General features: G+C 44.1%; 16 protein-coding genes. 6 read left to right on the plus strand and 10 right to left on the minus strand.

Translation table 11 applies throughout. The annotated features are described in order from the left end of the window. Positions 1-170 precede the first annotated feature (170 nt). From V7K27_RS09655 to V7K27_RS09690, 8 genes are all read right to left on the minus strand, one after another. Positions 171-1,241 (minus strand): aliphatic sulfonate ABC transporter substrate-binding protein, encoded by a 1,071-nt coding sequence (locus tag V7K27_RS09655; protein WP_334946525.1) that lies wholly within the window; start codon positions 1,239-1,241, stop codon positions 171-173. Between the two features lie 125 nt (positions 1,242-1,366). Further along, positions 1,367-2,365: an aldo/keto reductase gene (locus tag V7K27_RS09660; protein WP_334946527.1), complete on the minus strand. Its 999-nt coding sequence runs from the start codon at positions 2,363-2,365 to the stop codon at positions 1,367-1,369. A 169-nt stretch (positions 2,366-2,534) separates the two neighbouring features. Next, positions 2,535-3,155, minus strand: a complete 621-nt coding sequence (locus tag V7K27_RS09665) for a GDSL-type esterase/lipase family protein (RefSeq protein ID WP_334946529.1) — start codon at positions 3,153-3,155, stop codon at positions 2,535-2,537. 162 nt (positions 3,156-3,317) lie between these two features. Next, positions 3,318-3,986: a dienelactone hydrolase family protein gene (locus tag V7K27_RS09670; protein WP_334946531.1), complete on the minus strand. Its 669-nt coding sequence runs from the start codon at positions 3,984-3,986 to the stop codon at positions 3,318-3,320. A 144-nt stretch (positions 3,987-4,130) separates the two neighbouring features. Beyond that, positions 4,131-5,573, minus strand: a complete 1,443-nt coding sequence (locus V7K27_RS09675) for an NAD(P)-binding domain-containing protein (RefSeq protein ID WP_334946533.1) — start codon at positions 5,571-5,573, stop codon at positions 4,131-4,133. Positions 5,574-5,853: 280 nt separating this feature from the next. Next, entirely contained in the window at positions 5,854-7,392 is a 1,539-nt protein-coding gene (locus V7K27_RS09680) for an amidohydrolase family protein (RefSeq protein WP_334946535.1), read from the minus strand. A gap of 163 nt (positions 7,393-7,555) precedes the next feature. Beyond that, positions 7,556-8,923, minus strand: coding sequence for an LLM class flavin-dependent oxidoreductase (locus V7K27_RS09685; RefSeq protein WP_334946537.1), 1,368 nt, complete (start codon positions 8,921-8,923; stop codon positions 7,556-7,558). 113 nt (positions 8,924-9,036) lie between these two features. After that, positions 9,037-10,401 (minus strand): LLM class flavin-dependent oxidoreductase, encoded by a 1,365-nt coding sequence (locus tag V7K27_RS09690; protein ID WP_334946539.1) that lies wholly within the window; start codon positions 10,399-10,401, stop codon positions 9,037-9,039. 483 nt (positions 10,402-10,884) lie between these two features. Here V7K27_RS09690 and V7K27_RS09695 point away from each other — a divergent pair, with 483 nt between their 5' ends. Continuing rightward, on the plus strand, positions 10,885-11,265 hold the full coding sequence (locus V7K27_RS09695; RefSeq protein ID WP_334946541.1) for a pentapeptide repeat-containing protein: 381 nt from the start codon (positions 10,885-10,887) through the stop codon (positions 11,263-11,265). Positions 11,266-11,770: 505 nt separating this feature from the next. Here the strand turns inward: V7K27_RS09695 and V7K27_RS09700 are convergent. Continuing rightward, on the minus strand, positions 11,771-12,376 hold the full coding sequence (locus V7K27_RS09700) for a Uma2 family endonuclease (RefSeq protein ID WP_442947602.1): 606 nt from the start codon (positions 12,374-12,376) through the stop codon (positions 11,771-11,773). 312 nt (positions 12,377-12,688) lie between these two features. Between V7K27_RS09700 and V7K27_RS09705 the strand changes: the two genes are divergently transcribed. The 3 genes from V7K27_RS09705 (at position 12,689) to V7K27_RS09715 (ending at position 16,387) form a co-directional block, all read left to right on the plus strand. After that, positions 12,689-13,180 carry a hypothetical protein gene (locus tag V7K27_RS09705; protein WP_334946543.1) on the plus strand — a complete coding sequence of 164 codons (492 nt, stop codon included), beginning with the start codon at positions 12,689-12,691 and terminating at the stop codon, positions 13,178-13,180. A 1,679-nt stretch (positions 13,181-14,859) separates the two neighbouring features. Continuing rightward, on the plus strand, positions 14,860-15,942 hold the full coding sequence (locus V7K27_RS09710; RefSeq protein WP_334946544.1) for a response regulator: 1,083 nt from the start codon (positions 14,860-14,862) through the stop codon (positions 15,940-15,942). 55 nt (positions 15,943-15,997) lie between these two features. Continuing rightward, positions 15,998-16,387 carry a response regulator gene (locus V7K27_RS09715; RefSeq protein ID WP_334946546.1) on the plus strand — a complete coding sequence of 130 codons (390 nt, stop codon included), beginning with the start codon at positions 15,998-16,000 and terminating at the stop codon, positions 16,385-16,387. A 466-nt stretch (positions 16,388-16,853) separates the two neighbouring features. On the opposite strand, the gene V7K27_RS09720 is transcribed toward V7K27_RS09715, so the two are convergent. After that, positions 16,854-17,819, minus strand: coding sequence for an SGNH/GDSL hydrolase family protein (locus V7K27_RS09720; protein WP_334946548.1), 966 nt, complete (start codon positions 17,817-17,819; stop codon positions 16,854-16,856). A gap of 853 nt (positions 17,820-18,672) precedes the next feature. Here V7K27_RS09720 and V7K27_RS09725 point away from each other — a divergent pair. Next, a complete protein-coding gene (locus V7K27_RS09725) occupies positions 18,673-20,025 on the plus strand; it encodes a helix-hairpin-helix domain-containing protein (protein ID WP_334946549.1) in 1,353 nt (450 codons plus the stop codon). A gap of 204 nt (positions 20,026-20,229) precedes the next feature. Then, positions 20,230-20,826, plus strand: coding sequence for a hypothetical protein (locus V7K27_RS09730; RefSeq protein WP_334946656.1), 597 nt, complete (start codon positions 20,230-20,232; stop codon positions 20,824-20,826). Positions 20,827-20,860: the final 34 nt, after the last annotated feature.

Raw genomic sequence — 20,860 nt, forward strand, 5'->3', positions numbered from 1 at the left:
CTTCTCTCTGTGTTCTCTGTGCCTCTGCGGTTCGTTATTTAACCCTGGATAAGCTGTTGCGTATTTAATTTGTATATTGTAGTGCGGGCATCTTGCCCGCACTACAATATTTTTGGGTTTTCGTGTTATACAATTTAGCTGCACATCAACTTAGTAGTCTGCCAAGACTACTAAACCATAATTTCTGGTGGCGTGATGGCAGTATAGACGTTAGGCGGGAGTAACGCATCCTGAATGTTGATTTTCTTCGGTATTACACCCTCTTGAAAGAACAAATCTGCCACACGCTGTTGTTCCTTGATCAGTGCAGGGCTGAGTCCTCTACGTCCTACGAAAGTGCGCCGAGACATCACCCTTTCTACCACATCCGCATCGAGCTTTTGTTGAGTTATCATCAATTTGGCCACTTCGCCTCGATGTGCCTCTGCCCACTTGTCGAGCTTATTAAGCTCCTCAATGATAATTTTTAGCAAGCCAAGATTTTCTTCGGCAAACTTCCTGTCAGCAATATAATAGCCACCAGGAGAATCTAGCCCAACAGAATCTTTGAGGACTCGAATTCGACCCAGCTTTTGAGCGATCGCATAATATGGATCTCCTGTCATCCAAACGGGAATTTTACCTTCCAGAAAAGCAGCTGATGCCTCGACAGTTGGCAGACTTTTGATTTTAATATCTTTGAGGGTCAAGCCGATTGACTGCAACGCTCTGATAATAAAGTAGTGCGATGCCGAGCCTTTTTGAAAGTAAACTTCTTGCCCCTTGATATCCTCAAACTTCTGAAGGGGAGATTCCGGCGGAACGGCAATAACACTACTCGTCCCTGTCTTTTGGTTTCTTTGCGTACCGACTAGATAAACCAGGTCTGACCCAGCCACTTGAGCAAAAATTGGTGGTGTTTCTCCCACTGATCCCACGTCAACTTTTCCCGCACGCATCCCTTCCATAAGTTGCGGACCTTGGACAAATTGCGACCATTCCACCTTAATCCCCATCGGCTCCAAGCGTTTCTCTAAAACTTTTCGATTTCGGAAGAGATCCCCCGCACTCTGATACCCCATGTGTAGAACTTTAGTTTTTATCCCCAGGGAACTTTCACTGGCATTATTACTGTTTAGCAAAGAAGAATGTTGGCTTTGTTCGCTACAACTTCCTAACAGATATGCCATAGAAAAGCCACATAGCCCTGAAGTAGCAAAATGGAGAAAACGACGGCGTTTAATCCTAGCTATTTTATCCATGATATATTTCTGATTTGAAGGAATTATGGTGATCATTTCCAAAAATTCTGGGCGTTTATATGCTTAAATCTTCGGGTTTGCAAACGTCTAATACCAATTCGTAATTCGTAATTCGTAATTAGAAACTAACGCAGAGAATCTCCTCTTCGGTATTCGGCGGTTAGGTCGTCTAACTTTTGTTTCAAACTGTCGTCGAGTTTTAGTTCCACTGCTTTTAGGCTGTCAGCAAGTTGTTCTGGGCGGCTAGCGCCAATGATCGGGGCAGTGATAATGGGATTAGATAAAACCCAAGCGATCGCTAGGGTGGTGAGGGAAAATCCGGCGAGATCCGCTACTGTGCGTAATTCCTCGACAGTATTAAACTCGCGATCGTGCCAGTAGCGATCTTGATAACGTTCTGCGGCAGCACCCAGCGTAAAACGAGTACCGGAGGTGGGGCCTTGAGCGAGAATGTGTTTGCCGGTGAGTAGACCACCCGCCAAAGGATTGTAGGGAATTACACCCAGTCCTTCTTCTTTCGCCAGGGGCAATAGTTCTCGCTCAATTTCGCGGAACAACAGGTTGTAGCGCGGCTGAATCGAGACGAAGCGAGTTAGATTACGAACATCAGCCCGACCTAAAGCGCGGCTAAGTCGGTAGGCTAAGAAGTTAGAAACCCCGATGTAGCGTGCTTTACCAGATCGAACCACCTTGTCCAGAGCTTCGAGAGTCTCATCCAGAGGGGTTGAGGCATCATCAGAGTGCAATTGATATAGATCAACATAATCGGTTCCCAGTCGCCGCAGAGAAGCATCGATCGCATCCAGAATATGTTTACGCGAAGCCCCCTGATCCCAAGGTGCAGGGCCGACCCGACCGACGCACTTGGTAGCCAGGATAAAATGTTCGCGTTTGCCTTTCAGCCAGCGCCCAACGATTTCTTCGGTGCGTCCAGCAGTAGCAAGGCCACCGCCGAGGGGATAAACGTCGGCTGTATCCAAAAAGTTGATCCCGCCATCAGCAGCAGTGTCAAGGATGTGCCTGGAAGTTTCTTCATCGGTCTGCAATCCGAAGGTCATGGTGCCCAGACAAAGGCGAGAAACGGTCAATCCAGTTTTACCGAGATTAGTAGTTGGTAACGTCATAGATATGTTGTTAATTGAGAAAGTGTGGAAACTTTTAAATAGAATGCGATGTGCGTTCCGCCCCGCTTCTCTACGAGACGCTACGCGTAGCTTGCTTCCCCGGAGGGGTACGCTAACGCAGAACTAAAACGCTATACAACAAACCAATAGGATAACGATGTCAGCATTTTTAAGGCGTGAACCAATTTAACCAACCTTCCCAGTTTTGAACGATCGCGGCAAATTCTGCATAACCATCTGCTTTTGGATGAGCGCCGTCATTGGCTTTTGCTTCTGCTAGCCAGATTGGTGACTTTACCAAACTGGAAAACACATCGAGATACGGAACATCTAGTTCATTACAAACCAACGCGAATTCCTGTGACAGATTTGCAAGAATTTGATTTCTTTTTTCTTGATCGACATCACCACAAGGTGGCGGACTAACCATCAAGATCGGATAGAGTTGCTTTGCTTGGCTTAAGATATTGCGAGCATTGGCGATCGACTCTGACAGTTTGATTCCTTGCTGTTTACCCGCCCATCCTGAATCATTTACCCCAAAAGAAAACACTACTCGACCGTCGGATTCTCTTGGGAGACGATAGGAGACTTCCGAGTACCAACGTTGTTTGAGATACCGACTTGTCTCTGCACGCACCCCCAAATTGTAATGGGTGATAGCGTATCCTCTTGATTCAGCATTGCGGCAGACTCTACCTGTCCAACCCAGAAATTCTGGATCGCCTGTGCCATTGACAAAGGATTCACCAATAAAACAAATTCTGATTTCTTTGCGAGAGTCTGACATCAGTCAACTGAAGTTTTGGCGAAAAAGTTCGGTTTTGACTTGGAAAGAAGCATTATGTTGATGATTCTATTTGTCATCTCACGAAGATATTAATATATTTTGTTAGGTAGGCATATTGCCTACCTGACAAAATATTGTAAGTTAGTTTTTGGACATTTCGCCTCACGCAACTACAGAAGTTTCACGACGACTCAGTGAAACCAACCACTCTTGCAACTTCGGATCGCCGTATACCTCATCTGCAATAAAATGATCGCCTTGCGGGAATACTGTCAAATCAACTTTCCCACCGACTTTGCGTAAGCGCTCAACAAAATGCTCTGTATCCTCAACCGGCAGATTTTTATCCTGTCCACCTTGGAATATCTGAACAGGAATGTCTTTGAGTGCAGCTAGTTCGGTTTCTTCTAATGTTTTGGGTACTCGTCCAGACACAGGTACTAGACCGGCGAAGCGATCGGGATGCAAAGCAGCGATATGCCAGATCCCCGCCGAACCTAAACTGAACCCGGCTAATATCACCCGCGCTGGATCGACGGGTTGGGAAGCAATCAGTTCATCAATCAAAGCAAGCACATCATCGGCTCGATCTGCCCAAGTCTGTTCAGCCGGAATCTGGGGTGCGGCGAATACATAAGGTAAGGAGTTGGATGAATCCACGAAACGAGGTAGACCCCATTTCAGCAACACATTCAAATCTGTGCCGCGATCGCGTCCTCCGTGCAGAAACAGCACTAAGGGTGCGGGTTTGTTGGCATTGTCAGAAACAGGCGAGAAAAGATAAGGCAAAGAACCATTATTGGTGTCGTAAGAGCGTTGTTGAACAGGCATTGTTGTGACTCCTAATTTGATTTAGGCATTGGTCATTTGTCATTTGTCATTTGTCATTTGTCATTTGTCATTTGTCATTTGTCATTTGTCAGAAACTCTCCCCCTGCTCCCTCATCTCCCTCATCCCCTGTGTACTACTTAGACTCAGGTAACTCCCGCTTTCGCTGGCTGTTTCCACACTGCGGCTGCGTACAGCGAAGCATCGAAGTCTGGCGCGATGTTGTCGCTCGTGATGCGTGCCTCGTGAAGTGACCAGTCGGCGAAGAATAAGTCGTGGGTGATACGTGTTACCACTGCTGGCACGTCGCGCCGGATGCTGGGTACATCGCCGATGGGCAGACCGAAGCTCACAAAACCGGCTGGGTTAAAGACGTGGATATCCTTCAGGTAAGGTGCGCTACCGGGTACTTTTTCTTGGTATTCGTGGGCAATACCGAGATAGGGGTGTGTGCCGAGATCGTCGGCACGTTGGTCGGCTGGTGGTTGATAGCGATCGCGCCAAAGTGCAATATGCTGTGCAAAGTCAGCCAGTTCAAGCCGCTTGGTCGGGTCAACGAAGTAGCCAGTGCCAGCGATCGCAAAATCGAACTCAAATACATCGTCGTTTACCTGCGCGACGATCCGGCCAGCTTGCTCGTGTGCTGCTCTCCAGTTTGCAGACAGGTGTAGGTGGAAATTTGGGAATGCGATCGCCCGCTCAATTGCGTCGGCTGGGGGTGTAGAACCAACTTGACCAAAGCGCCAAGCCTGGAACCAACGGGCCGCATCGGGCAGTTCTGGATAGTTGTAGTAAGCGCCAGGATACCCACGCACGCGATTTACTGGCAGCGATGCGATCGCCGACCGCCGCGCGAACAAATGCACCGCCTTTGCTCCCGATTCCAGCGCCACCCCTGCGGCGTCGAAAGCTGAAGCCGCAGCACCCAGCACCGCTACGGTCTTACCACGCAATGCGGCGAAGTCGATGGCATCGGCGGTATGAGCATACAGCTTGCGTGGCAGACTATCTAGCACTGGTGGCACATAAGGGCCACCACTACCAGCCACACCGTTGGCGAAGATGATCTTGCGCGTCGTCTCCACTTGTGTAACACCGTTCACCTCAAGGTGTAGGCGAAAGAAACCTTCGGACGGCTCGATTCGCACCAGCCGCGTCCCATACCGAACCGGGATGCCCAGGAACTGCCGATACCAGCTGAGGTACTCAGCCCATAACAAGCGGGGAATGCGATCGATGGCTGCGTAGGACTCGGCACCGTGCCGGGCCTCGTACCAGGACTGGAAGGACAGCGCCGGGATACCCAATTCATGGCCGGGCAAGTTCTTCGGCGTGCGTAGCTTATTCATCCGCGCTCGATTCAGCCACACGCCAGCATGGGCTTCGTCGTTGGCCGCGTCGATCACCGTCACGCCGCCGATGCCAGCCCGCCGCAGCGCAAATGCAAAGGTGCTGCCACTGCCGCTACCACCCACAATCGTCACGTTGTGATCGACGCCTTGGCGATCGGGTACCCAGTTCTCTGGATCGGGACCGATTAGGCGTAGCGCCTCGCGCGCCCCAAAATCAGGATCAGTTGTTATCGTCATGTCGATCTCCAGGGTGAAACACTATGAGGATGAGGGGATGAAGAATAGGACTTACGCACGAGTTAGGCAATAACGAACCGCAGAGGCGCAGAGTACACGGAGAGAAGTCGGAGCGGCGGCTTGGACCGATCTGAACTTCCGTGGAAATCAGAGTTTCAGAGATATTTTGCGTAAGTCCTAAAGAAGAATAATCTCCCTCATCTCCCTCATCTCCCTCATCTCCCTCATCTCCCTCATCTCCCTCATCTCCCTCATCTCCCCCACTCCCTCATCTCGCCTTTTACGCCACTACTAGGCTCTTGTCCACTTGTTTAGATTCGGCATTACCTACCTTGGATTCGATCGCTGTACCCTTGAAGAATTCGGGGTTGGCTTGGGTGTAAAACTTGTAGGGATTAGCGAATACATAGGATCTAAAGTCGGCTTCGGAAATAACGCCTTCTTGCACAAGATCCCAGCTTTCAGCCAGTGGGGAAGTCAGGTCTGGCACATCCCAGTGACCAACATCGGAGGAATAGATGGCGTTGATCTTGACTCCCAAGGGATTGGCTTTGTCATTGAATGCCGCAGCGATCGTGCGATCGTCGGACTCGGAACCAAAGAAGAAACTGTTCACCCAGCGATCGCGGATATCTTCAATTGTTTCAATGCCTGCGGCTGCAAAATCGTTTAATTCGCTACCAATTGGCGCACGGCTATGACGGCTGAATGAAGCTCCGAGTACAGTCTTGGTCAATTCGTCCTTATCGAGGGAATGCCCTTGAGTAATTTCTGCACCGTAGCGCTCAAATATTTCAAATAGCTCATCGGCATTCGTCGATGCTGGATTGTAGTTTTCCAGTCCCTTCAGACTGCGCTTGGAGAAGCGATCTACCAAATGAATGTAGACGCGGGCACCCCAATCTGCACCACCTTCCAGCATCGCTACACGCAACTGCGGAAAACGCTTGGTAACACCACCGAAGAACAACGCCTTAGCAAAAGCTTCCGAACCATCGGCGAAGTGCCCAATATGGTTGTTCATGTAGTTACTGATGGAGGAGCGTCCAGTCCAACCCTGACTGCCGTAATGAGTGGTGACGGGTACGCCCAGTTCTACGACTTTAGCCCAGAAGGGATCGTAGTCGTATTCACTATCTAGTCCGTAAAAGTCGATATAAGACGCATATTTGGCGATTTCGGGGAATTGATCGGCTGGATATTTATCAGCGATCGCTTTAATCGGACGCTTCACACCACCAGTTATATTAATTACTTTTAATCCCAGTGTTTTTACGGCAAACTCTAGCTCCTCAATGCCTTCTTGGGGATTGGTCAAGGGAATGCCAGCCACCGGTGTCAGGCGATCGCTATATTTCCGGTAGATATCAGCATGATAGTGATTGACCGCCCGTTGCAGTGCCTGGCGATTCTCTGCACTGGCTCCAGCCGGTGCTAAAACATTGTTGGGAAACAGCACCGAATAGTCTGATCCTTGCTCCGCCTGACGCTCATAGAGCAATCCGGGGAGGGTGTAAGTAGCAAGATCCAGTGTATTTTTAGTGACTCTAGCCCACCAAGGCGATCGGATTGTGCGGTTGTATTGACGTTCTTCAGGGGTTTGTTGATACCAGTCTTTACCGTTGCTCTTGGAGTTGAGACGGGAGGCTTCGGTCTTGCGTAATTCGTCTACAAGTTTCACGCCGCCGTACTTAGCGATGTAATCTTCAAAAGCTGGGGTGAAATCATTGGTATGAACGTCGGTGTCGATTACCGGATAATCAAGAGTTGCTCTGATTGCAGCAGAGCGTGAAGTCTTCAATCGGCTATATTCAGTCATGTTTTTTCCTTCAAAAAATTACAGGTTTTTCCGAGCATGGTGCCATTGACGAATACATTTTCTTCTGTAGAGACGGCGATTTATCGCGTCTCTCTACAATTTTCAATTTTCAAATTCTGTAGGGCGGCGATCTACAGAAGGTGCAATTTAATGAAAAATTCATTTACGCTACCACCAGGCTCTTGTCCAGTTGTTTAGCAGCAAGACCATTGCCCGGCCGACGCAATCCCAGGTTTTCACGCAAGGTACTGCCTTCGTATTCGGTACGGAACAGTCCGCGTTTTTGCAAGACGGGGACGACTAAGTTAACGAAGTCCTCCAAACCTGTCGGCAGGATTGGCGGCATGATATTAAAGCCGTCTGCCGCACCATTGTTAAACCATTCTTCTAGCTGGTCAGCGATCGATTCCGGCGTACCGATAATGGTGCGATGACCCCGCGCGGTAGCGACAGAGAGATACAACTGGCGCAGCGTTAGGTTGCCGCGATTTACGAGATCCGTCAGCAACTTGAGGCGGCTCTTACCACCGTTGGTATCACTAGGCAATGGTGGTGCAAAATCGTCGAGTGAATAACCAGATAAATCAATGCCCTTATAACGTGTTTTGAGTAAGCCCCACGCTACCGATGGGTGAATTAGTGATTGCAGGAATTCGTATTTTTCTTGGGCTTCTTCTTCAGTGCGGCCAATCACCGGGAACACACCCGGCATGATTTTCAAATCGTCCAGATGGCGGCCATATTTAGCCAACCTGCTTTTCACATCCGCATAAAATTCTTGCCCGTCTTCGAGTGTCTGGTTGGCAGTAAAAATAACTTCAGCAGTTTGTGCCGCCAGTTCACGACCGACTTCTGAAGCACCAGCCTGCACAATCACCGGATAACCTTGAGGCGGACGACCGACGTTCAAAGGGCCTTTTACAGAAAAATGTTTGCCTTTATAGTTGAGTGTATGCAGTTTATCCGGGTCGAAATAGACACCAGATTCTTTGTCGCGGATGAAAGCATCATCTTCCCAGCTATCCCACAAGCCTTTCACCACTTCCACAAACTCTTCGGCGCGTTCATAACGCTGTCCATGCTCTAGATGCTGGTCGCTACCGAAATTACCGGCGGCATTCTCATTGCCTGTAGTCACGACATTCCAGGCTGCCCGACCGTTACTTAGGTAGTCTAGCGATGCAAACTTACGTGCAAGCGTGTAGGGTTCTTCATAGGTCGTCGAAGCGGTAGCAACAAAGCCAATATGTTTGGTCAGTGGGGCGAGTGCGGAAAATAGCGTCACTGGCTCGAACTTGGCTAATTTGCCGTTGCGCTTCAGCACCTCTGGTTCACTGTTGTCTTGTAGGCTGGGACTATCGGCAAGGAAAACTGCATCGAATAAGCCGCGTTCGGCTGTCTGGGTAATTTCCTTGTAATGCTCGAAATTTAATCCAGCATCTGCTTGTGAATCGGGGTGCCGCCAAGCGGCGATATGATGCCCGGTGGCTTGAATAAATGCACCTAAACGAAACTTACGTGTTGTACTCATATACTTCTTTTCTATAGTGCGTTAGCGGTAGCTCTACAGTCGGTATCGCTGATTTGTGTATAACTAATGAATTTTAATGTCTGCTTAAATACGGTGCAGATATTAAAAGTCATTTACGCTAACACCAATCTTTCATCCACTTGTTTGGCGGCAAAACGATTGCCCGGACGACGCAATCCCAGGTTTTCACGCAAGGTACTGCCTTCGTATTCGGTACGGAACAGTCCGCGTTTCTGCAAGATGGGAACGACTAGGTTAATGAAGTCATCTAATCCTGTGGGGAGGATTGGCGGCATAATATTAAAGCCATCTGCTGCACCGTTGTTGAACCATTCTTCTAGCTGGTCGGCAATGCTTTCGGGAGTACCAAGGATGGTACGATGTCCTCGTGCGGTGGCAAGAGAGAGATACAACTGGCGTAGTGTGAGAGTCCCACGAGTCGCCAAATCTCTGACCAGCTTGAGACGACTTTTGTTAGTGTTGGTGTCGCTAGGTAGTTCAGGAGCCAGATCATCTAAAGAATATTTAGATAGATCGACACCTTTGTAATAGTTCTTTAAAATACCCCAGGCGACATCGGGATGGATTAACGATTGCAGGAATTCGTACTTCTCTTGAGCTTCTGATTCAGTACGGCCAATGATTGGGAAAGCACCAGGCATAATTTTTAGATCGTCTGGCGATCGCCCATATTGCGCCAGCCTACCTTTTATGTCAGTATAAAATTCTTGTGCATCAGCTAGGGTTTGATTGGCGGTGAAAATCACCTCGGCAGTGCGTGCAGCCAAGTCCCGTCCCGATTCGGAGGCTCCAGCCTGAACAATCACGGGATAACCTTGGGGCGGACGACCGACGTTCAAAGGGCCTTTTACAGAAAAATATTTGCCCTTGTGGTTAAGTGTATGTAGTTTATCTGGGTCGAAATAAACACCAGATTCTTTGTCACGGATGAAGGCATCATCTTCCCAGCTATCCCACAATCCTTTCACCACTTCCACAAACTCTTCAGCACGTTCATAACGCTGGCTGTGTTCCGGGTGATGCTCAAGGCCAAAATTACGTGCAGCATTCTCATTGCCTGTGGTGACAACATTCCACCCTGCCCGCCCCTTACTCAAGTAGTCCAGGGAAGCAAACTTACGTGCCAGGGTATAGGGTTCTTCATAGGTGGTCGAGGCGGTGGAAATGAAGCCGATGTTTTGGGTCACGGAGGACAAGGCCGAGAAGAGAGTAACCGGCTCGAAATGGGCGATTTTACCGTTGCGATACTGAGTTTCTGGAGCGCCGCCCCAGACACCTGGACTGTCCGCTAGGAAAACTGCATCGAACAAGCCGCGTTGGGCTGTCTGGGTAATTTCCTTGTAATGCTCGAAATTCAGACCAGCATCTGCTTGTGAATCGGGGTGTCGCCAAGCAGAGATATGATGCCCAGTGGCTTGAATGAATGCACCTAAACGAAACTTGCGTGTTGTACTCATCTGCTTTTTTCTTTTTTATAGTGCGTTAGCGGTAGCTCTACGGTTGGTATCGCCAATTTGCGTCCGCCCAAAAAATACAAGGGATGGCAGAGCAATAAAATCATTTCCTCATAAAGCTTTGAGATACTCGTGTCTAGCTCTCAGGTATTCACCTCTTGCTAGATAGTGAATGTAATAATGGAATACTTTGGCAGCAACTAAACTTGCGCTTCCGTTGTCTGCTAATTGCTCTACAAGGAATGAAAGAACCGAACTGTAAATAAGGTCTATACCACGGCAGAGCTAGGGATGCTACTGCTTGGCGCTCGAATTACCATAAATTTATCTAGTAATCTGACTCCGTAGATAGACTTTACACAATCCATACAAAAAAATATGTGTTGGAAATCACAATATTATGAAATACTAATTATTAGTTTATCGAATATTAAGTATTACAAACTAATTTATGGACTTTGGGAACATTGATGCAAGAGGTGATTTATGGATGCTGAAGAGTTGCTCAAGCGTTATGCTGCTGGGGAGAGAGACTTTAGTGGGATTAATTTGGAAGAGGCTGACCTGAGTGGGACTAACCTGAGCGGAGCTAACCTGAGTCGAGCTAATCTGTTGGCAGCTAATTTGAGTGAGGCTAATTTGAGTGGGGCTAATCTCAGCTATGCCAAATTGAGTCTGGCTAAGTTGACTGGTGCTAATTTTGAGGGTGCTAATGTGACTAGTGCTTCCATAGTTGGTGCCAGTTTGGAAAATGCTAACCTCAAAGGAGCTATTGGTAATTTCGGTCATACCCACGGGGCTTTGTTCCAAAATACTATTTTGTCCAATGGTGAAATTATCGTCGATCTAGAGATTATTGAAGGATGAAAAATTATCGTTTTTTTATCAGCCATAGGACTTACGCAAAATATCTCTCAAACTCTGATTTCTCTGTGTCCTCTGCGCCTCTGTGGTTCGTTATTCCGGGGAGCATCCCATAATGTAATATGTAGTGCGAGCGTCTCGCTCGCGTAATAGATAGCAGCGAGCAAGATGCTCGCACTACAAATAAATCTGCCAAATCGGGATGCACCCGTTATTCCGTAACTTGTGCGTAAGTCCTAAGCCAATAGGGCGCTACTCAATAAGGATTGTCATATCTCTTTGTCTTTAAGCTATACTTTTTCACTATTCACTTGGGACATTATTTAAATTACTTTTTATAAAATCTTAATATTTCTCAACTAAGTTTAAAAAACATTGGGATTGAGTTAACAATTAAGAGCGATCGCTTCCCGACGTATAGACTGAGTTCTTGGGTGCGATCGAGTATCTCTGCAATTTGTCGCTGTTCTTCTAAGGTGGAACTAGAATCAGAATCTCTGAATCTCCATCAACCTTGTAAAATTTGAGCGGCAGTCAAGTTTAGATCAGCAAATACAAGCGTTGCGATCGCACTATCTCCTAGATACACCTTCTCCTCATAAAAACCCTCTACCCATTCCAGAACCGTCACTCGCTGTTCTATCGGATCAACAATCCAATATTCAGCAATACCCCGCGCTGCATACTCAGATCGCTTATAGCGATAATCACGACTGCTCTGATTGGAACTCACCACCTCAACCACCAATAACGGCGGTGGCATCTCTGGCATCACCGTAGATCGTTTAGCCCCCTCCATTGCAGTTGCCAACTCCTCAGAAAACACTACCAAATCAGGAACGCGCACCCGTGAGCCAGTAGTCACAATTTCCGTTTTCATCGACAGCCGATAAGCAGGAATACCCAGTTGCACAAAGCAGACAAGGATAAACATGGCAATTCGTCGATTTATCTCACTCTCAGCCGTCATCAGAAGCAATTCTCCATCTTCAAACTCATAGAGAGCATCTGTACCATCGTCATAATTAAAAAACTCCTCAAGAGTCATATTCCCAGATGCAGCTTTATCGAATGTGATTGCCATAATCACCTTACCTTCTGCTAAAAACATCATTAGCTTGATCTATTATCCCAATATCTCCTCTAAGAGGTTGTTTGAAAAGTCCTCTTCTTGGTAGCAAAACGTTCTAGATCCCCCTAAATCCCCCGATAAATTGGGGGACTTTGATTCCGGTTCCCCCCTTTTTAAGGGGGGTTAGGGGGGATCTAGAAGTGCCTAAAATCACAACTAAATACTTTTCAAACACCCTCTAAGTCTTGAGTTCAGAATTAAGAGCGATCGCTTTGTAAAGTTAGTTAATATTTATTGTCAAACTGCTACTGAAGTTAGAGACTAAGAATATAACACACGCAATTATTTGATGATATGAGTGCTATTTCTAACCTTGAATTCAAACGGCCAATTTGGCAAACCGCGATCGTATTGACTTTGGGCTTCTGGCTTAGTGCTAGTCTAGTTTTAGACTGGGTAATTATGCCTAGTCTTTATCTTTCTGGGATGATGAGCCAAGCTGGTTTTACGACAGCAGGCTATACGATTTTTTGGAACTTCAATCGGATGGAATTATTCTCTGCTGCTGTAGTACTGACTGGGACATTAGCTTTGAGCAAAACCCAATATCACTGGCGTATTGGCAGTATTGTTTTATCTGCGCTACTGCTAACTATAGCTATGCTTGACACCTATTTCTTAACTCCGCAGATGTGCGCTATAGGAGTTCAACTCAACCTATTTGAAGCTGCTGCTGCTCTTCCATCGACAATGAATTTACTACACGGTGGTTATTGGCTGCTGGAAGTAGTTAAGCTGGTGGCTGGTGGTACACTTTTAAACTGGTGCTGGCGGGAGCAAGTTTAAGTAGATGGAGAACTATAACAGTGAGAATGTCCATTTCTAAATCTACCTGTGCCTCTCCTTAATAAGGAGAGGGAAAGATTTACCCTTGGGTAATCTTGGGTGAGGTTTTAATCTGTGAGTTATAGAGTCAATTTGGATAAGGTTTTCCAGATACCGTGAAAAGTCAGGTATAATTTTGTATTTATATTTATTTGTGACTTTTAAAACTTGAGATTTTTCGGGCAAATTGCTACCATAAAATGATTCACTTATTTATAAGTGTAATTAAATAAGCATCGGAAATTATCTTTTACTGTACATTTTCAGCCTTTCAGGACATCCGAAAAAATAAATATTTATGACAATTATCTGGAAGATGATATTAATTAGTTTTGATGTTTTGTTTACTGACTTATCATGAAGTTTATATATTTCTGCTAACTTTTTTTGAAAATTATAGTAACCTGAATTTTAGTGAGTACGTTACTTGTTATCTACCATCTAGCTGAAAATAGCTATTTTGCAGGTATGTACTACCAATCAAGAATTTCGCTGTAAGTTCTTGATTTGTCGCTCCAAACTGTACAGGGTGACTATTTAGCCCCATAAAACATCAAAACCCGTTTCCTGTACTTATGAAGAGATTCCCTTCTGCTGATTTGGTCGCCTGTGCATCTCACCACATACCATCATGGCGGCAATTATCAGCTAATATCATGTCCCGGTGCTTACCCATAATAAAAGAACCCCACCCCCAACCCCTCCCCGCAGGCTCTTAGGGGAGCTAAAGGGCAGCTTTGGCTCTTTGGGGTTCCGGGTATTATGCTTAATTACCCGGACATGATATAACTCATCCTTGGTCGGAGGTTTACCATTTTTGTTGTGCAAGTGATAATTTTGCCCAATCCCAACACTAAGAGTTGCTCTACAATCACAAACTTAAGTAAGACATTGAACTTTTGGAATGCTTAGTTTTTAATAATACTTTTTCTTTTAATGAAGTTCCCCTCAAGAATAAACTTCTTGGAAAAGTACGTGACGACTTTCGTCATGGCGACAAAAACATAGTTCGTCAGCGCGGACTTAATGCCTAAAAGCCATGATATAAAGCCATTTTGTCTACGTTACAGTAGATTTTGGTCACTCCACACTTTAATATTAGAGGGGTAAAAAAACTTTTGCAAGAGAACTAAAGTATTTACAATTGTAAGCTGCAAAATACGGATAACAATGATGCTTTTGTGACTGATGGGCGAGAGCCAATTGTCTGTGTGTGATACTTGAGTTACTGTTAGATTGGCTAGATTAGCGAAAGATACAAAAAACCAATCTAATTTTTGAAATACTATATCCTGACAACTAGTCGGGCAATTTTGCTATTGCTAAATAGCATGAATTGGTTCAGTTGTAATTCGTGGATTATAGCTTAACAGAGATTGGTGAATTAAGAGTTGGGGGGTGTGGAATCTCTGTACTAACTCAAATGTTATCGCTATATTTACAGGAGATTTCAAGTTGGGTGTTGTACACAAGCTAAGTCTCAAACCCAGGTATAAAGCCTGTTTTACTTCTGAATTCTGACTCCTGAATTCTGAATTCTGCTGTATCTGACAGTGCTTCCAACAAAGTCGCGGTGAATTCCGAAAAGGTAATTCACTAATTTTGCCTGCAAATGTTAATTTTATTCCAGAGCCATCGCAATGAAGACACTTCCGATTAGTAGATACAGATTTTTTCAAAAGCTCCAGCCCTTATCTCTGTTAAAAAAAATCACTAGTAAGTCGGTTACTGGTTGTTTGCAGGTGTTTAGCACGTCAGGCTCTTGGTCAATATATATGGACGAGGGTAAACTAATTTATGCCTGCTATTCAGAGAAAATGTTTGAGCCGCTTTATCGGAATTTGCAACGCTTGAGTCAACAAATTTCTACTCTCCCTCGCGGAATCGACGAACAGTTGCGGGCGATATTTGAAACTGGTATTGAAAATCAAGCAATACCGAATCCAGATTATCTGGCTATTTGCTGGTTAGTCAATCAAAAATATATCAGTCCGTCTCAAGCGGCGATATTGATAGAGCAATTAGCGCTAGAAGTTTTGGAGTCATTTATGAACTTAGAACAGGGGAGTTATGAGTTTATTCCTGATAGCTTTCTGGATGACATGCCAAAGTTTTGTTATCTAAATCTCCGCTTATTAGTTGAACGATGTCAAACGCCTCGAAGCGAAACGGCTTATCATCAGACATCGCCAACTTCTCAATCGCACCCCTCACAATTGTTCCAAATAAATCAGCTACAACCTCAAGCCAAAACTACACCAAAGTTGCCTAGTACAAACGGCTATAAACCAGTAGCCTACCCTATTAATACAAATGATCATAGAGGTCAGGGAATCATCCAACCGCCTGTTGACAGAAAACTCTACACAATCTTTTGTATTGATGACAGTCCGGCGGTATTGAATGTTATTAAAAGTTATTTAGATGAGCAAACATTTTCTGTTGTCGGAGTCACCGATTCTTTGAAAGCTTTAATGCAGATTGTTCGTACAAAACCCGACATAATTTTGTTGGATATTTCGATGCCTAATTTAGACGGATATGAACTCTGCACTTTGCTGCGTAAACACTCACATTTTAAAAATACACCTGTGATTATGGTGTCAGGAAAAGTGGGATTTATAGATAGAGCTAAAGCTAAGATGGTTGGAGCATCAGGCTATTTAACTAAACCTTTGACACAAGGAGATTTACTAAAAGTCATCTTTCAACATATTGTTTAATTTCTTAATATAAAAAATAACTCCACTTACCAACATATTTTTTGGAGATTTAAGATTGAGCATTACCTGGATCGCTACCATTCTGGTTATAGAAGATTGCCTGAGTGAATTGAAATTAATTAGTCATTATCTCAGCGATAGGGGTTACAATATCATTAAGGCAACTAGTGCGAAAGAAGCTCTAGAAATAATCTTAGAAGAAAAGCCAGATGCGATTGTTACAGATGTAGTAATGCCGGGAATGAGCGGATTTGAATTGTGTCGCTTCATCAAAACAAATCCGACTAATCAAAAAGTGCCGATTCTAATTTGTAGTAGCAAAAATCAGGCAATTCACCACTTGTGGGCAAAGAAGCAAGCTGCTGATGCCTATATAACTAAGCCATATACGCCTGAGCAGCTACTGAATGTCATTCAATCGTTGACGCATAAACCGACAAATTAGTTTGTGCGACATAACGCAATATTGTTCAGTTAAGAAGAATTAACCAAGTGGGCAAGAATACATCAAACTATATTAAGCAATGTAAAATTAATGGCTCTTCAGTACTTACTATGCTAAATTCCTTTGATAAAACCCTAAAACCCTTATATATCAACATAATTAACATTATTTACTAACATTTTAGGGTTTTAGCAATAATTTTGGCTTTTAACCTTATTTTTTAAGCCAAATTTTGATGTTTAACTAATAATTTGGCATAACAGGTACTGAAGAACCAAATTAATTAAACTTACTCTTAGCAAAAAAAATGTAGGTTGGGTGGAGGCTTTGCGTAACCCAACATCCTGATAATCAGTTGGGTTGCGCTCCGCTCCACCCAACCTACGTTTAGTGCACTATTAAAGCCATGAGGGTCTACTACGTGCATTTCACTAATCTTATACTAGTCCTATAGTAGCCCATATTATTAGTGAGCAAGTGACGCCTCCCCTAGTATTTCTAAAAGCGATCGCTCCATAACTTCACTGACAAATTTATTACCTTGTAAATTAAGGTGAATATGATCGTGATACAAAGCTTGCGGGTTGGTAGTTGAATTAAATATCGGTAAAAAGTCTATATAATTAATTTGCTGTGCTTTGGTAAAATCGTTCAATCGCTGGCGAGCTTTAATTTCATAATCGCGGGAACCTGGTTCAGCAATTTCTCGCAGTAAGGGAGTCATGACTAATAGAAATTGACTGTTAGTTTGGCGAGTCAGGGCTTGAATTTTGCCGATCGCCTCCAGATTAATTCCAACGCGATCGCCTGCTTCATTATGCACTGCTTTCATTTCGGGAATTGGCTTTTCGTTGACGATATAACGTTGCCACACTTCCACTAATGCTAGGGGAGGTTTACTATCGGGATAGTTGCGATCGCGTCCTACCGGTAAAGAAGTGGGAGGAGTAGCAAACAAATCATCGGTATTAATTAATAAAATTACCACTTGCGCGTTGAAATTGCTAAACTTCTGTAAATAAGCTAACTCGTTCCTTGGCCCCCAAGAGTTAGCTGAAGCGTTCAACACTTCTACTTCCTGATAATTACTATTAGTAGATGATGCTAGAGAACGCATCATCAGGCTTGATATTGTATTAGTCTGATCTGTCCACCAGCCACCATTGGCAATAGAATCACCTAACAGTAAAACTCGCAGCCCAGAAGGTGCAGGCGTCTTATTTATCGGACTACTTCGCATCGAATACTGATTAATTTCAATGCGATTACCAAAACGACGGGTATGCTGGTTAGGAGCCAATAAATAACCAATCTGCTCATCGCCAATGTAAATTAGGGGATTACCAAAGCCAAAGAGCGATCGCAGTCCGATCTCGACTACCACAAACAATCCCACAACCACCGCCAAAATTACAATCAGCGCCACTTTCACCTACCAACACCCTCTTATACTGAGTTGCTTTTCAACGATAGTAACTGACACATTCGGCATTGGAAAGAGGCTGAAGGGCGGGGTGCAGAAGGGAAAACTTTTCTCCTCAGCTAAGAGGATGTTTTAAAAGTATTATTGCTAACACCAAAAGCTCCCAAACTTAACCCCCATATTCCCTTCTCTACAAGGGAATATAGGGGTTTCAAAGCCTCTTGACCTTTCGAGGGGACGAATGGAAGCGAGTTTTTTTGGTATACTTTCAGACTTGACAAACATCCTCTAAGAGGATGTTTGAAAAGTATTTTTCGTAACACCAAAGCCTCCCAAACCTAATCCCCCTTCCCTACGAGGTAATGGGGGTTTCAAAGCCTCTCTGGGCTTGCCTAACCGCAGGCTGACGCCAACGGGGGGAGGAATAGTACACTTTCAGACTTGACAAACATCCTCTAAGAGTTCCCCTGCTTCTTCCCCACTCCCTAGTACAGCACGGCGTAAATAAGCCACCCATTTGTAATGTCTGAAACCCTTGCTAAAAGGTAATTACGAATTACGAATTACGAATTACGCGTTCGCGTAGCGTCTCGTAGAGAAGCGGTACTAGTCATTTGACTAAGCGGATTAACTATGTATTGCAATGTGTTTAATAAACTTTCAAAGCAGCAATTATATAGCTATTAACTGTCTATTTAAGAGTTTGTCAAAGTTTTGATGTATTTGGGCTACTTTTGTGTAAGAGTGTAGCAGTGTTTTCTAGTGATATAATTTTGTATTATAGGTATTAATACGACTATAATTGTCATCATTTTATCAATTAATTAATTTTGCAATTTTTTTTTTCGGGGGGTAGGTTAAGATGATAAAAATAGCCACGCGTAAATATTTAGGGAAAGAAAATGTCTATGACATTGGAGTTGAGCGTGACCATAATTTTGCGGTTAAAAATGGCTTAATATCTTCCAATTGTTTCAATAAATCCCATTCAACTGCATATGGTTATGTAACTTATCAAACAGCATATTTAAAAGCTAATTATCCATTGGAATATATGGCGGCACTGTTAACGGCTAACAGTGGCGATACCGATAAGGTACAGAGATATATTACTAACTGTACAAATATGGGTATTTCCATAGATCCGCCAGATATTAATCGTTCTGGTGTTGATTTTACGCCGACAGCCGGAAAGATTTTGTTTGGATTTTCGGCGGTGCGTAACGTGGGACATAATGCGATCGCCTGTATTTTGGAGGCGAGAAATGAGACAGGAGAGTTTAAATCCCTCGCTGATTTGTGCGATCGCGTCGATTTACGTGCTGTTAACCGCCGGACTGTAGAATCGCTAATTTACTGTGGAGCCTTTGACAAAATTGAACGCAACCGCCAACAGTTAATTAACGACTTAGAATTAGTGTATGATTGGGCGCAATCTCGCGCTAAAGACAGAGCTAGTGGTCAAGGGAATCTCTTGGATTTATTAGGCGACGGGTTTTCTTCAACTCAGAATAAAAGAGCAAAGAATGCCTTTGAAACTGTTCCCAAATCTCAACCTGTGAAGGATTTTACCCCACAGGAAAAGTTGCAGAAGGAGAAAGAATTATTAGGCTTTTATGTATCAGATCATCCACTGAAATCCTTACGGCAAATAGCACCACTTTTGACGCCAATTAACCTTTCGCAACTGGGAGAACAAAAGGAAGAAATAAGACTTTGTGCAGTTGTCATGTTGAATAACGTGAAAAAAGTGGTTACTAAAAAAGGCGATCAGATGGCAATTTTGCAAATAGAAGACCTCACTACACAAACAGAGGCTGTTGTTTTTCCTAAAATCTATGAACGCATTAGTTCCCTACTCGTAGTTGATACCAGATTGATTATTTGGGGAAAAGTAGATCGACGCGACGAGCAAACTCAATTTATCCTTGAAGATGCAGAACCAGTGGAAACAGTACAAATGGTGATGGTGGAGTTAAATCCCCAGCAAGCAGGTAATATCGATTACCTACATCACTTGAAAACAATTTTGCAAGAACAGTCAGGAGACAAAGAAAAGGCAAAAATGCCAGTGATTGGAATTATCCAAACTGAAAATTCTCGTAAACTTGTTCGCTTGGGTTGGCAATTTTGCGTACAAGATTCTAGAATAACTGTTCAAGCTTTGCAAAACGCCAGTTTTACTGCTCATCTAAAATCGCTGACTGGTAGCTGAGTCCAGGAGTGAAAAATCCAACAAATACTAAAAAGCAGGTTAAAAATTAGTTTTACTGAAATGTCAACAGTAAATTACCTTAAATATTCAGGATTGGGATCGTTTTTTTAGTTACTTATGCGGATGATATTTTCCTTAAGGGAGTGGTATCTTTTTATGCTAATACCCTTAAGGCTGCGACCGGGGGAAGGAGTTAGGAACTTGATGATCGTAAACGAGCTACATAAATTTGTTTCATACTGTAAAAGAATTCAACCGCAAACTCAGGAGGACATTCAAAAGTTTTTTGAAGGAGTGATCTTGTTTCCTTATGATAAGGAACTTCTCTTGCAAGCTTATTTATTTCTGAATATTAAAGACTTGTTTCCCTCGTGCGCTGAATTGCTGTTATTTGAAAAATCTCCAATTTCAGATTATACAGATTTAGGGAAGTGTGATTTTGTCTTCCTGACCTTTAAAGGTAGTCTGTTTTTAATTGAAACTAAGTTTATTGATACAGAAGCAACAGGAGCGACAGAAAGAAAAAGAAGAAATAAACACAGAAACAAGGTATTTGAGCAAGTTATTACTTTAAAAGGCCGATTTAGTGAATATTGGAATATGAGGCTAGATCAATTAGAGTGCGGGGTTTTCACAACAGATTCGGAAGTTGCTTGGCGAGGAAATGGTGTGAACGTCATATCTAAATCAATATCTATTGATTATCTCGAAAATTGGCGAAGAAGTTATCACAGTAGTGAAAAAGTTTCATCTCATCAAGATGGGTCAAAGTTTGAGGGGAAGGTTAATTTAAAAGGTTGAGGCAAGACTTCAGTATACTTTTTACGGTGATTTG

Source organism: Nostoc sp. (genome assembly GCF_036919575.1).
Classification (GTDB): Bacteria; Cyanobacteriota; Cyanobacteriia; order Cyanobacteriales; family Nostocaceae; genus Nostoc.

What these genes read in the sequence shown, in the direction of transcription:
- V7K27_RS09680 (WP_334946535.1), bottom strand. Translation starts at nt 7,392, where the DNA reads ATGACTGAATATAGCCGATTGAAGACTTCACGCTCTGCTGCAATCAGA.
- V7K27_RS09665 (WP_334946529.1), bottom strand. Translation starts at nt 3,155, where the DNA reads ATGTCAGACTCTCGCAAAGAAATCAGAATTTGTTTTATTGGTGAATCC.
- V7K27_RS09710 (WP_334946544.1), top strand. Translation starts at nt 14,860, where the DNA reads ATGAAGACACTTCCGATTAGTAGATACAGATTTTTTCAAAAGCTCCAG.
- V7K27_RS09660 (WP_334946527.1), bottom strand. Translation starts at nt 2,365, where the DNA reads ATGACGTTACCAACTACTAATCTCGGTAAAACTGGATTGACCGTTTCT.
- V7K27_RS09655 (WP_334946525.1), bottom strand. Translation starts at nt 1,241, where the DNA reads ATGGATAAAATAGCTAGGATTAAACGCCGTCGTTTTCTCCATTTTGCT.
- V7K27_RS09670 (WP_334946531.1), bottom strand. Translation starts at nt 3,986, where the DNA reads ATGCCTGTTCAACAACGCTCTTACGACACCAATAATGGTTCTTTGCCT.
- V7K27_RS09700 (WP_442947602.1), bottom strand. Translation starts at nt 12,376, where the DNA reads ATGATGTTTTTAGCAGAAGGTAAGGTGATTATGGCAATCACATTCGAT.
- V7K27_RS09705 (WP_334946543.1), top strand. Translation starts at nt 12,689, where the DNA reads ATGAGTGCTATTTCTAACCTTGAATTCAAACGGCCAATTTGGCAAACC.
- V7K27_RS09730 (WP_334946656.1), top strand. Translation starts at nt 20,230, where the DNA reads ATGATCGTAAACGAGCTACATAAATTTGTTTCATACTGTAAAAGAATT.
- V7K27_RS09675 (WP_334946533.1), bottom strand. Translation starts at nt 5,573, where the DNA reads ATGACGATAACAACTGATCCTGATTTTGGGGCGCGCGAGGCGCTACGC.
- V7K27_RS09695 (WP_334946541.1), top strand. Translation starts at nt 10,885, where the DNA reads ATGGATGCTGAAGAGTTGCTCAAGCGTTATGCTGCTGGGGAGAGAGAC.
- V7K27_RS09685 (WP_334946537.1), bottom strand. Translation starts at nt 8,923, where the DNA reads ATGAGTACAACACGTAAGTTTCGTTTAGGTGCATTTATTCAAGCCACC.
- V7K27_RS09725 (WP_334946549.1), top strand. Translation starts at nt 18,673, where the DNA reads ATGATAAAAATAGCCACGCGTAAATATTTAGGGAAAGAAAATGTCTAT.
- V7K27_RS09690 (WP_334946539.1), bottom strand. Translation starts at nt 10,401, where the DNA reads ATGAGTACAACACGCAAGTTTCGTTTAGGTGCATTCATTCAAGCCACT.